The organism is Catellatospora chokoriensis, from assembly GCF_011297315.1.
Classification (GTDB): Bacteria; Actinomycetota; Actinomycetes; order Mycobacteriales; family Micromonosporaceae; genus Catellatospora; species Catellatospora citrea.
Genome location: NZ_JAAOTI010000006.1, coordinates 192,754 through 204,926, shown reverse-complemented (window position 1 = coordinate 204,926; position 12,173 = coordinate 192,754). Strand labels below are relative to the sequence as shown.

Here is a 12,173-nt window from a genome sequence, read left to right as displayed (position 1 = left end):
GGCATGAGGGCGCTGGCCGCCGTCGGCGGTTTCCTGATCTTCTGCGGGGACACGGCGCGGGCGCTGTTCCGCAGGCCGTGGCAGGTGCGCGAGTTCGTGCAGCAGGCGTGGTTCATCTCGTCGGTGTCGATCATGCCGGCGGCGCTGGTGTCGATCCCGTTCGGCGCCGTGATCGCGCTGCAACTGGGCTCGCTGGTGCGCCAGCTCGGCGCGCAGTCGTTCACCGGCGCGGCGTCGGTGCTGGCGGTGGTGCGCGAGGCGGGCCCGATCGTGACCGCGCTGATCATCGCGGGGGCGGGCGGCTCGGCGATCTGCGCCGACCTCGGCGCGCGCAAGATCCGCGAGGAGCTGGACGCGATGCGGGTGCTGGGCATCGACCCGGTGCAACGCCTCGTCGTGCCGCGGGTGCTGGCGTCGATGCTGGTCGCGGTGCTGCTCAACGGCGTGGTCAGCGTGGTCGGCGTGTCCGGCGGCTACTTCTTCAACGTGATCATGCAGGGCGGCACGCCGGGTTCCTACCTGGCGAGCTTCCAGGCGCTCGGGCAGCTGCCCGACCTGATCTCCGGGGAGCTGAAGGCACTGGTCTTCGGCCTCGTCGCCGCGCTGGTGGCGACGTACCTGGGGATGAACGCCAAGGGCGGGCCCAAGGGCGTCGGCGACGCCGTCAACCAGGCCGTGGTGATCACCTTCATGCTGCTGTTCGCGCTGAACTTCGTGCTGACCGCGGTGTACTTCCAGGTCGTGCCGCAGAAGGGGTCCTGACATGTGGCGCCTGTTGGACAATCTCGGCGGCCAGCTGGCCTTCTACCTGAAGGCGGCGGCGTGGACGCCGCGTACGCTGCGCCGCTACAAGCGCGAGGTGGCCCGCCTGCTCGCGGAGATCAGCTTCGGCACCGGCGGCCTGGCCGTGGTCGGCGGCACCATCGGCGTGATCTGCTTCCTGACCTTCTTCACCGGCACCGAGGTCGGCCTGCAGGGCTACCAGGCGCTCAACCAGCTCGGCAGCAGTGCCTTCACCGGATTCATCTCGGCCTACTTCAACACCCGGGAGATCTCGCCGCTGGTCGCGGCACTGGCCCTGTCGGCGACGGTGGGCTGCGGGTTCACCGCGCAGCTGGGCGCGATGCGGATCTCCGAGGAGGTCGACGCGCTGGAGGTGATGGCGATCCCGTCGGTGCCGTTCCTGGTCACCACCCGGATGATCGCCGGCTTCGTCGCGGTGATCCCGCTGTACGTGCTCGGCCTGCTGGCCAGCTATGTCGCGACCCGGGGCATCGCCACCGTGTACTTCGGCCAGTCGCCGGGCACCTACGACTACTACTTCGACCTGTTCCTGCCGCCCGGCGACGTGCTCTGGTCGTTCGGCAAGGTGCTGGTGTTCAGCGTGCTGGTGGTGCTGATCCACTGCTACTACGGGTTCACCGCGAGCGGCGGCCCGGCGGGTGTCGGCATCGCGGTCGGCCGCGCGGTGCGCACCGCGATCGTCGCGGTCAACATCGTCGACTTCTTCCTCTCCCTGGCCATCTGGGGCGCGGGCACGACCGTGCGGATCGCGGGGTGAGGGCGTGACGCAGGTGATCAGGCAGCGTCTGCTGGGGGCGGGCTTCGTGCTGGTGCTGGTGAGTGCGCTGACTTTGTCGGTGCTGGTGTACCAGCGGGCGTTCACGCCGGTGGAGTGGGTGACGCTGCGCACCGACCACGTCGGCATGCAGCTGTCCGAGGGCGCCGACGTGAAGCTGCGCGGTGTCGTCATCGGCGACGTGCGCGAGATCCGCGCCGACGGCGCGGCCGCCACGCTGCGGCTGGCACTGGACCCGGCGCTGATCGGCCTGGTCCCGGCCGACGTCACGGCCCGGCTGCTGCCCAAGACGCTGTTCGGCGAGCGCTACGTGGAGCTCGTCCCGCCGGCCACGCCGGCCGGGCAGCCGCTGCGCCCTGGCGCGGTCATCGACCAGGACCGGTCGGCCAGCGCCGTCGAGCTGGAGCAGGTGCTCGACCGGGCACTGCCGGTGCTGCAGTCGATCAAGCCGGACAAGCTCGCCGCGACGCTCGGCGCGCTCGCGTACGCCCTGGAGGGGCGCGGGGACCAGCTCGGCCGCGACCTGAGCACCGCCAACGCCTACCTGGCCGCGCTGAACGAGCAGATGCCGCTCATCGCGACCGACGTCAAGCGGCTGGCGCAGGTGCTCGACGTCTACCACGGCGCGCTGCCGGATCTGCTGGCGTTGCTGCGCGACGTCACCGTCACCGCGCGGACCGTCGTCGACCAGCGCGCGGAGCTGAGCCGGTTCCTCGCCGACACCACCGACCTGGCCGGGCGCGGGCGGGACTTCCTGGACCGGCACGACGCGCGGATCGTCCAGGTCGGCCAGGTCAGCCGCCCGGTGCTGGAGCTGCTGGCGGCGTACGCCCCGGAGTATCCCTGCCTGCTGCGCGGCCTGGTGGCACTGCAGCCGCGGGTGGAGAAGGTGTTCAGCACCGGCCGCATGCACATCACCCTCGAAGTGGGCCGGGACAACGGCAAGTACACCGCCGGCGCCCGGCCGGTCTACGGCGCCGATGACGGCCCGCAGTGCCGCGGTCTGCCGGATCCGAAGGTCCCGGCGGCGCAGCACCCGATCGACGACGGCTACGACTACGGCGCGAACCGCTCGCCGCTGCCCTTCGCCGACATGGGCCCGGCCGGCACCGCGCAGGAGCAGGCGCTGCTCAAGCCCCTGCTCGGGCTGGCCCAAGGGGCCGGTCCCGAGCAGGTTCCCGATGTCGCGGTGCTGCTGTGGGGCCCGCTGCTGCGTGGAACGGTGGTGAACGCGTCATGAGGGGCGTGCGGGGTCCGCTGCTCAAACTGCTGGTGTTCGCCGCGGTCACGCTGGTGCTGACCGGCGCGCTGGCGCAGACGCTGGGCTCGTTCGGGTTCGGCGGCGGGCACACCTACCGGGCCCGGTTCACCGACGTCACGGGCGTGCTGGTCGGCGACGACGTGCGCATCGCCGGGGTGCGGGTCGGCGAGGTGACCGCGATCCGGCTGGTCGACCGCACGATCGCGGAGCTGGAGTTCACCGTCGACGAGCAGGTCAGTCTCGCTGCGGGCGTACGCGCGAAGATCCGTTACCGGGACCTGGTCGGCCAGCGCTACCTGGCGCTGGCCGAGGGGCCGGGCGGCGCCGCCCCGCTGCCCGAGCACGGGCTGATCCCGCTCGCGCAGACCACGCCCGCGCTGGACCTGACCGTGGTGTTCAACGGCTTCCGGCCGCTGTTCGCCGGGCTGTCCCCGGACGAGGTCAACGGCTTCGCGTTCGAGATCGTCAAAATGCTGCAGGGCGAGGGCGGCACCGTGGCCGACCTGCTGCGGCGCACCGCGTCGCTGACCGGCACGCTCGCCGACCGCGACGAGGTCATCGGCCGCGTCATCACCAACCTGAACACCGTGCTCGGCACGCTCGACGAGCGTGACGCCCGGCTGTCGGAGACCGTCAAGCAGCTGCAACTGCTGGTGTCGGGGCTGGCCGGGGACCGGACCGCGATCGGCGACGCGCTGACCAACCTCAGCGGCCTGGCCGACGCGACCTCGTCGCTGCTGCGCGACGCCCGGCCCAGCGTCGCCGCCGACATCACCGCGCTGAACAGGCTCGCCGACACCCTGATCGACAACACCGCGGTGATCGAGAAGACCCTGGCCACCGCGCCCGGCCGCCTCGACGCGCTGACCCGCACCGCCTCGTACGGGTCGTGGTTCAACTTCTACCTGTGCGACTTCGACGGCCGCGTCGTCGCCGCCGGCAAGACGCTCAAGCCGGCGACGCTCGACGGCACGTCCGCCAAGTGCTCCGGAGGTGGCCGGTGAAGCGGCTTGTCCCGACGCGCCCGCTGACCCGGCTGCGGGCGGCCGCCGCCCGCGCGATCAGCGGCGGCACGCGACGTACCGCTCGGCCGCCGCGCCGGTCGCGGCCCGCGCTGGTCGGCGCGGTCGGCATCGTCGTCGCGCTCGGGCTGCTGCTGGCCGCGTTCCGGATCGACGACCTGCCGCTGATCGGTGGCGGCGACACCTTCCACGCCGCCTTCCGGGACGCGTCCGGCCTGGCCGAGGGCAACGAGGTCCGCATCGCCGGAGTCAAGGTAGGCAAGGTCACCGGCGTGGCGCTGGCCCGTGGCGAGTCCGGGCCGTACGTGCGGGTCACCTTCCGCGTCCGCGACGTCGAACTCGGCGAGCACACCGGCGCCACCATCAGGATCAAGACAGTGCTCGGCCAGAAGTACCTGGCGCTGGCGCCGCAGGGTGACGGGAGGCTGGCGGAGGACGCCGAGATCCCGCTGGCCCGCACCTCGTCGCCGTTCGACGTGATGCAGGCGGTGGAAGGGCTGGCCGGCACCCTGCAGGAGATCGACACCGGGCAGCTGGCGCAGGCGTTCACGGTGCTGTCGGAGACGTTCGCCGACACCCCGGCCAGCGTGCAGGCGTCGCTGTCCGGCCTGTCCCGGCTCTCGCAGACCGTCGCCTCCCGCGACCAGCAGCTACGTGAGCTGCTGTCGCACACCCGCGGCGTCACCAAGGTGCTCGCCGACCGCGACGAGGAGTTCCGCAAGCTGCTCGGCGACGCGAACCTGCTGCTGGCCGAGGTCCAGCGCCGCCGTGACGCGATCCACACCCTGCTCGGCGCGACCGTCGAGCTGTCCGAGCAGCTGTCCGGGCTGGTCGCCGACAACAAGGACACGCTCGGCCCCGCGCTGCGCAACCTGCGCACCGTCGTCGGCGTGCTCCAGCGCAACCGGACCCGGCTGGAGGCGACGCTGACCAGCCTCGCCCCGTTCGTCACCGCGTTCGCGAACGTGACCGGCAACGGCCGGTGGTTCGACTCGTACGTGGACGGACTCGTGCAGGGCTTCACCCCGTCGACGGGAGGTCGCTGATGAACCGGAAACGCACCTGGCGGGTCGCGGGCGCGGGCGTGCTGGCCGTGGCCGTGGCGGCCGCGGCGCTGGTGGTGCGGCAGGAGCCGGCCCGGCTGCGGCTGACGGTGCACTTCCCGGCCGCGGTCGGCATCCACGCCGGATCCGAGGTGCGGGTGCTGGGGGTCGAGGTCGGCGAGGTCGTCGCGGTCACCCCGCAGGGCCGGGGGGTACGCGTGGAACTGCGCTACGACCCCGCCTGGCCGGTGCCCGCCGACGCCAAGGCGCTGATCGTCCCGCCGAGCGTGGTCAGCGACCGGTACGTGCAGCTCACCCCCGCCTACACCGGCGGACCGGCGCTGCCCGACGGGGCCGAGCTGCCGGCGGAGCGCACCTCGGTGCCGATCGAGCTGGACGAGGTCTACCGGTCCCTGGACGAGCTGAGCACGGCGCTCGGGCCGCAGGGCGCCAACGCCGACGGCGCGCTGCGCGGCCTGGTGCGCACCGGCGCGGCCAACCTGCGCGGCAACGGCGACGAGCTACACCAGACCCTGTCCGGGCTGTCGCAGGCGATGTCGACGCTGTCGGCCGGCCGTGACGACCTGTTCGGCTCCGTCGCCGACCTCCAGCAGTTCACCAGCATGTTGGCCGCCGGCGACGGCACGGTGCGCGAGTTCGACGACCGGCTCGCCGCCGTCTCCGAGCAGCTGGCCGCCGAGCGCGAAGACCTCGCCGCCGCGGTGCGGGCGCTGTCGCGCGCGCTGGCCGACGTCGCCGCGTTCGTCAAGGCCAACCGGGCCGAGCTCAAGGCGAACGTCGCCGCGCTGGCCGACCTGACCGGGGTGCTGGCGCGCCAGCAGCAGGCGCTGACCCAGGTCCTGGACATGGCCCCGCTGGCGCTGTCCAACCTGAACCTGGCGTACAACCCGCGCTCGGGCACGATCGACACCCGGGACAACGCGCTGGGGCCGTACGAGCCCGCCAGCTTCGTCTGCTCGCTGCTGGTCAGCAGTGTCCCGGTGGCGCAGGTGCCCGCCGCCTGCACGGACCTGGCCAAGACCCTGGAGACGGCGAAGCTGCCGCTCACCGCCGAACTGAAGAAGCTGCTCCAGGCGGTGGTGAAGAAATGAGGCCAGGGGCACGGGCGCTGGCCGTTCTGGTGACGGCGCTGCTGGCGGGCTGCGACGCCGGATTGCCGGGCGGCGCGCCGGACGGGCCGTCCTACCGGGTGAGTGTCGAGTTCGCCGACGTGCTCGACCTGGTGCCGCAGGCCGCGGTGAAGGTCAACGACGTGACCGTGGGCAGCGTCAGCGGCATCGAGCTGCACGGCTGGACCGCGGTGGTGCGGCTGAAGGTCGCCGACACGGTCGCGCTGCCCGACAACGCGACCGCCGCGATCCGCCAGTCGAGCCTGCTCGGCGAGAAGTTCGTCGCGCTGGCCGCGCCGCAGGGCGAGGCGGCCCAGGGCACGCTGTCCGACGGCGACACCATCCCGCTGGCCCGCACCCGGCGCGGCGCGGAGGTCGAGGAGGTGCTCGGCGCGCTCGGCCTGCTGCTCAACGGCGGCGGGCTCGGGCAGCTCAAGACGATCAACGCGGAGATCACCAAGGCACTGTCCGGCCGGGAAGGCGACGCCAAGGGCGCGCTGCGGGAACTGGACCGGTTCGTGGCCGGGCTGGACGCGCAGAAGGACGACATCGTCCGGGCCATCGAGGCGCTGGACCGCTTCTCCGCCCGGCTGGCCGAGCAGACCGGGACACTGGCGCAGGCCGTGGACGCGCTGGAGCCCGGCCTGACCGTGCTGGCCGACCAGCGGCCCCAGCTCACCGCGATGCTGACCGCGCTGCGCGACCTGGGCGCGGTCGGCGAGCGTGTCATCGAGGCCAGCCGCGACGACACGCTGCGCTCGCTGCGCGCCCTGCAGCCGCTGCTGGAGCAGCTGGTCAAGGCGGGCGACGCGCTGCCGCGCGGGCTGGACTTCGCGCTGTCCTACCCGTTCCCGCCGAACGCGGGCAAGGCGATCGCGGGCGACTTCGTACGCCTGCACGCCACGCTCGACCTCGACGCCGCCTCGATCCTGGCCAACGCCCTGGCTGCGGGCCCGGCCACCCCGAGTGCCCCGAGCAAGCCCGGCCTGCCGCTGCCTACGCTGCCCCTGCCGCTGCCCAGCCTGCCCGCGCTGCCGTTGCCGAGCCTGCCCGCGCTGCCGCTGCCGGTGCCCAGCGGCATCCTGCCCAGCGGCATTCTGCCGGGCCTGCCCGGGCTGCCCCTGACCGCGACGCGCGACGGCCGCTGGGATCCGACGACCGGGGAGGTGGTCCGCGTGCGCGGCGGCCTGCCCGAGTTGCTGACGGGAGGCGCAGCATGATCCTCACTCGGCTCGCCCGGTTGCAGCTGCTGGTGTTCGCGCTGGTGGGGGTGCTCGGCGTCGGCTACGTCGCGGTGCGCTACGTAGGCGTCGGCGACGGGCTGACCGGCCGTTACACCGTGCACGCCGACTTCGCGGTGGCCGGGGGCATCTTCGCCAACGCCTCGGTCACGTACCGCGGCGTGCCGGTGGGCCGGGTCGACGCCGTGCGCCTGCACGGCGACGGGGTGCGCGTCGACCTGCGCCTGGACGGCGGCACCCGGGTGCCCGCCGACCTGCGCGCGGTGGTGGCGCACCGGTCCGCCGTCGGCGAGCAGTACGTCGACCTGCGCCCCGAGACCGACGCCGGGCCCTACCTGGCCGACGGGGACGTGATCCCGGCGAGCCGGACCGGGGTGCCGCTGCCCGTGGAGACACTGCTGTCGAACCTGGACGCCCTGGTCGCCTCCGTCGACCCGGCGGAGCTCGGGGTGCTCGTCGACGAGCTGGGCACCGCGTTCGCGGGCAACGAGAGCGCCCTGCGCACCCTGCTCGACTCCGGTGACGCGCTGCTCACCGACGCGAACACGTACCTGCCGCAGACCGTGGCGCTGATCCAGGACTCGGCCACCGTGCTGGAGACCCAGGCACGGTCCGCCGACGAGATCCGGCGATTCGCCAAGGCCCTCGCTCAGCTGTCCGCGACGGTGCGAGCCGCCGACCCGGACCTGCGCCGGCTGCTGGCCAACGGGCCGCCCGCCTCGGCGGAGCTGCTGGCGCTGCTGCGCGACCTCGACCCGTCACTCGGCCCGCTGCTGGGCAACCTGATCACGGTCAACGGGGTCGCCGTGCGCCGCTTGGACGGCATCGAACAGATCCTGGTGACGTACCCGCTGGTGGTCGCGGGCGGGTTCACCGTCGCGCCGGGTGACGGCACGGCGCACCTGGGCCTGGTGCTCAACGTCGGCGACCCGCCGGCCTGCAACTACACCAAGTCCGGACAGTCCCTGCGGTGCACCGGCGCCGAGCTGGGACGCGGTTCGGGCGTACGCAGCTCCACTCAAGCCCCGCGGGGTGGTGCCCCTCCGTCCCCCGCGCCCCTGGGCGCGGGTGCGGCGCCCGCGGGCCCGGGCGCCGGCGCGAGCCCCATCGCGCCGGCGCCCGGCACCACCGTCGCCGGGTTCGACCCGGTGACCGGGCTGGTGATCGGGCCGGACGGGCTGCCGCTGCAGTTCGGCGGCACCGGCGGGCAGGCCGCCACGGCGGGCGAGCAGTCCTGGAAGTTGCTGTTGCTCAACGGGCTCGCGCCCTGACGGCCTGACGAAGGAGACGACGATGAGACTCAGGTCGACCACGGTGCTGTCGGCCGTGCTGGTGGTGGCGCTCGGCGCGGCCGGCTGGCTGGGCTGGCGCTGGCACGACACGCAGCAGCGGGAGCGGGCGCGCGAGCAGGCGGTGTCCGCGGCGCGCCAGTTCGTCGTGGACTTCGTGTCGGTCAGCGCCGCCACCATCGACCAGGACCTGGCCCGGGTCGCGGTCGCCGCGACCGGCGAGTTCGGCGAGCAGTTCCAGCAGGGCATGCCCGCGGTACGCGCGGCGGTGCTGGAGAACAAGGTGGAGTCCACCGGGTCCGCGCTGCGGGCCGGGCTGGTGTCGTCCGACGCCGACTCGGCCGTGGTGCTGGTGGCCGCCGACGCGACGGTGAAGAACGTGAAGGCGCCCGAGGGCAGGGTGGCCCACTACCGCATCCAGCTCGACCTGGCCCGCGACGCCGGCAGCGGCGCGTGGCTGGTCGCCAAGCTGCAGTTCGTGGGATAGGGGAGAGACGGTGACCGTGCAGATGGCTGTGACCGATGTGAAGCTCGACGACGCGCCGGCCGACGAGCCGCGCGACGGTGACGGGCCGGCGCGCCGGCCGAGACCGGCGGTGCTCGCGCTGTCCCTGGCGATCGCGGTCGTGCTGGGCGTCGGGTGGTACCTGTGGTTCGACCGGGCGCGCCTGGGCGAGGCGGAGGCGGCCGCGCGGGAGTGCGCGGCCGTGGCCCCGGCGGCTGCCGCGGCGCTGTTCTCCTACGACTACCGCACCTTCGACGCGAGCGCGGCGAGCGGGCGGTCCTTCGCGGCGGGCACGTTCGCCGAGGAGTACGCCCGCACCACCGCGTCGCTCAAGGAGGCCGCGGTCAAGGAGCAGGCCGTGGTGACCGCCCAGGTCACCGGCATCAGCGTGGTCACGGCCGCACCCGACCGGGTGGAGCTGCTGGTCTTCGTCAACCAGTACCGGCGCAACGTGAACATCACCGGCGAGAAGGTCGACCAGAACCGGGTCGTGCTGACCTTCACCCGCACCGACGGCGCCTGGAAGGTCACCACCGTCGCCGCGATCTGATCAGCAAGATCGTCCGAGGGAACCGGCCCCGGCCAGGGCGGCGTCGCCGAGGATGAGGGTGTGGGCGGGGCGGTCGCGGGGGTGGTGCCGTACGCGCTGGGGGTGGCGGCCAGTCCGCTGCCGATCATCGCGGTGATCCTCGTGCTGTTCTCCGACCGGGCCCGGATCGCCGGGCCCGCGTTCCTGGCCGGGGCGCTCGCCGGGGTGATCGCGGTGGGCGCCGCCGTCTACATCCTCACCGGCTACGGCTACCTCGAGGGCGAACACCAGGGCGGCACCGTCTCGCAGGTAGTGCGCATCGGGCTTGGTCTGGTCCTGCTGTACGCCGCATGGATGCACCTCGTGCGGCACCGCCGGGCCAACGGGCAGCACGCCATGCCGAAGTGGATGGCGAGCGCCGACCGCTGGTCACCGGTGAAGGCGGCGATCCTGGCGCTGCTGATGTACGGCGTCGACCCGAAGAACCTCGCCCTGTGCGTCGGCGCCGCCAAGAGCCTCGCCGCGTCGTCGACGGTCGTCGCGATGGTCGCGCTGAGCATCTTCGCGGTGCTGGCGTGCCTGCCGGTCGCGGTGCCGGTGGTCCTCTACCTGGCCGGCGGCGACCGCGCCGCGCGGCACCTCGACCGGCTCAAGACCTGGCTGTCCAAGCACCACCTGCTGGTCATGGCCGGTCTGCTGCTGGTCTTCGGCATCCTGCTGATCAGCCACGGCCTGCGCGGCATCCTCGCCCACTGACCCGATGCCGCCGGTCAGGCGAAGGCGGCCACCCGGGCGGCCAGCGCGTGGTGGCGATCCTGCCGGAAACCCGGGCGGAAGCCCTCGGTCCACGGTTTGCGTGGGCCGGCGAAGTGCATGATGCGCACGTCCGGGTCGGCCGGGCGGGGCTGCTGCTCCAGCAGGAAGCTGCGCATGTTGTTCCAGCGGTGCGGCAGTCGCAGCCATTTCCCGTACGCCACCAGGTTGAGCGCGTCCTGGTCCGGGAAGCGCAACCGGCCCGCGTGCTCGGCCAGGTAGGCCAGGCAGCGCGCCGACACCCGCTCGCGCCGCCACACGGGCAGGTTCATCAGCAGCACGCCGGAGTTGAAGTAGGGCGCGTCCGGGTCGTGTTCCGCGCCCGCCCCGGGCACGCCGCCGTGCGTGGCGAAGGTCGCGGTGAACGCGTCGCGGACCGCGGCCAGCGGCGCGTCGCCGAGGTCGACCTCCCACAGCGGGGTCAGGTCGCCGCACACCTGCACGTCCGCGTCGAGGTAGAGCAGTCGCCGCGCCTGGTCGCCGATCAGGTCGGGCAGGAGCAGGCGCAGGTACATGCCGGTGCTGACGTAGGCGAGCCACTCCTCGTCGACGACGGGCAGGGCGCGGAAGCCGTCGCCGGTGGTGAGCAGCCGCAGCCGGGCGCGTCCGGCGAACTGGCGGCGCAGTGCGGCCTCCCGTTCCTTGGCCACGTCGGTGGTGGTGAGCAGCCAGCACGTGATGTCCGTGCGCCCGGGGTGGCAGTCGAGCAGCGATTCGACGGCGACCTGGGCGTGGTCGGCGTATGCCTCGTCGAAGGCGAAGGCAATGTCCATAGGACATTGTCTATCATAGATCTAAAGATTTTACACCGTGTACATTGTGTTCTTAACCGGAGGTCGTCGACTCCTTGCACGACATCTCGCGGTCACGTCGCGCCGAGCAGGTCGATGAGCTGGGCGGCGTTGCGCTGGGCGTAGTCGGAGTAGCAATTGTTCATCAGCACGTGGGTCTGCTCCGCCTCGCCGGACAGCTCGCGCAGCTTCGGCGCCCAGTCCTTCAGCTCACGAGGTGAGTAAAGGTAGCCGAACTTCTCGTGGATGTCCTTGCTGGTCCACTTGTCACTGTGGCCGTGGAAGCGCACCGCGGCCAGGTCGGCCGTGGCGGCGACCACGGGCGGCACGGAGTTCTTGTATCCCTGCGGCATGTCCACGCACACGTACGGCAGCCGGTGCTTGCGCAGGAACTCCAGCGTCTCGGCGGCGTTGTCGCCGGAGAACCACGACTCGTGCCGCAGTTCGATGCCGACCCGCAGCGGCGCGCAGCGTTCGGCGACCTCCAGCAGGTACTGCTTGTTGTCGCGGCGGATGGTGAACCACGGCGGGAACTGGAACAGGACCATGCCGAGCTTTCCCGCCTCGACCAGCGGATCCAGCGCGGCCAGGAACCGGGTCCACACCTCCTCGTAGGCCTGCGGGGCGAGCCCGTCAGGGTAGACGTTGGGCTTGTCGGTCTCCGGGCGCAGGTCCTTGGGCAGCGCGCTGACCTTGGTCGGGTGGCCGGTGAGCATGCTGAACGCCTTGATGTTGAAGACGAAGTCCTTCGGGGTGCGTGCCGCCCACAGTGCCACCGTGCTCTCGGCCGGTGACGCGTAGTACGTCGCGTCGACCTCGACCAGCGGGAACCGGCGCGCGTAGTAGCGCAACCGGTCCTCGGGCGACTTCGCCGTCTCGGGATACCACCCCGACGCCAGCAGCGTGCTGTCCGTCCACGAAGCGGTCCCCACCCGCACCTCACCCACACCTCCCCTTTACCCCACCCCGC

13 protein-coding genes are annotated in these 12,173 nt (G+C 72.5%); 11 read left to right on the top strand and 2 right to left on the bottom strand.

The genetic code is table 11. The features are described from left to right. The first annotated feature begins 3 nt into the window (after positions 1-3). The 11 genes from HAV39_RS11685 to HAV39_RS11635 are packed head-to-tail and all read left to right on the top strand — an operon-like array spanning position 4 to position 10,355. Complete coding sequence (locus tag HAV39_RS11685) at positions 4-762, top strand: MlaE family ABC transporter permease (RefSeq protein ID WP_191839194.1); 759 nt, start codon at positions 4-6, stop codon at positions 760-762. Between the two features lies 1 nt (position 763). Then, positions 764-1,561, top strand: a complete 798-nt coding sequence (locus tag HAV39_RS11680; protein WP_120319370.1) for an MlaE family ABC transporter permease — start codon at positions 764-766, stop codon at positions 1,559-1,561. Positions 1,562-1,565: 4 nt separating this feature from the next. Further along, positions 1,566-2,819, top strand: coding sequence for an MCE family protein (locus HAV39_RS11675; RefSeq protein WP_191839193.1), 1,254 nt, complete (start codon positions 1,566-1,568; stop codon positions 2,817-2,819). Next, complete coding sequence (locus tag HAV39_RS11670) at positions 2,816-3,844, top strand: MCE family protein (protein WP_191839192.1); 1,029 nt, start codon at positions 2,816-2,818, stop codon at positions 3,842-3,844. Before HAV39_RS11675 ends, HAV39_RS11670 begins: the two co-directional genes overlap by 4 nt. Beyond that, on the top strand, positions 3,841-4,908 hold the full coding sequence (locus HAV39_RS11665) for an MCE family protein (protein ID WP_239120538.1): 1,068 nt from the start codon (positions 3,841-3,843) through the stop codon (positions 4,906-4,908). Before HAV39_RS11670 ends, HAV39_RS11665 begins: the two co-directional genes overlap by 4 nt. Beyond that, positions 4,908-6,017, top strand: a complete 1,110-nt coding sequence (locus tag HAV39_RS11660; RefSeq protein WP_191839191.1) for an MCE family protein — start codon at positions 4,908-4,910, stop codon at positions 6,015-6,017. Before HAV39_RS11665 ends, HAV39_RS11660 begins: the two co-directional genes overlap by 1 nt. Further along, the gene (locus HAV39_RS11655; protein WP_191839190.1) at positions 6,014-7,255 is read left to right on the top strand and encodes an MCE family protein; all 1,242 of its coding nucleotides are present in this window, start codon (positions 6,014-6,016) and stop codon (positions 7,253-7,255) included. The genes HAV39_RS11660 and HAV39_RS11655 overlap by 4 nt, the downstream gene beginning before the upstream one ends. Continuing rightward, positions 7,252-8,547, top strand: a complete 1,296-nt coding sequence (locus HAV39_RS11650; RefSeq protein WP_203736225.1) for an MCE family protein — start codon at positions 7,252-7,254, stop codon at positions 8,545-8,547. Before HAV39_RS11655 ends, HAV39_RS11650 begins: the two co-directional genes overlap by 4 nt. A 22-nt stretch (positions 8,548-8,569) precedes the next feature. Further along, positions 8,570-9,052 carry a hypothetical protein gene (locus tag HAV39_RS11645; protein ID WP_191839189.1) on the top strand — a complete coding sequence of 161 codons (483 nt, stop codon included), beginning with the start codon at positions 8,570-8,572 and terminating at the stop codon, positions 9,050-9,052. Between the two features lie 10 nt (positions 9,053-9,062). Continuing rightward, entirely contained in the window at positions 9,063-9,620 is a 558-nt protein-coding gene (locus HAV39_RS11640) for a hypothetical protein (RefSeq protein WP_191839188.1), read from the top strand. Positions 9,621-9,680: 60 nt separating this feature from the next. Next, positions 9,681-10,355, top strand: a complete 675-nt coding sequence (locus HAV39_RS11635) for a GAP family protein (RefSeq protein WP_191839187.1) — start codon at positions 9,681-9,683, stop codon at positions 10,353-10,355. Positions 10,356-10,369: 14 nt separating this feature from the next. On the opposite strand, the gene HAV39_RS11630 is transcribed toward HAV39_RS11635, so the two are convergent. Next, positions 10,370-11,185, bottom strand: coding sequence for a glycosyltransferase family 8 protein (locus HAV39_RS11630; protein ID WP_191839186.1), 816 nt, complete (start codon positions 11,183-11,185; stop codon positions 10,370-10,372). Between the two features lie 92 nt (positions 11,186-11,277). Then, positions 11,278-12,150: a DUF72 domain-containing protein gene (locus HAV39_RS11625; protein WP_191839185.1), complete on the bottom strand. Its 873-nt coding sequence runs from the start codon at positions 12,148-12,150 to the stop codon at positions 11,278-11,280. Between the last annotated feature and the right edge of the window lie 23 nt (positions 12,151-12,173).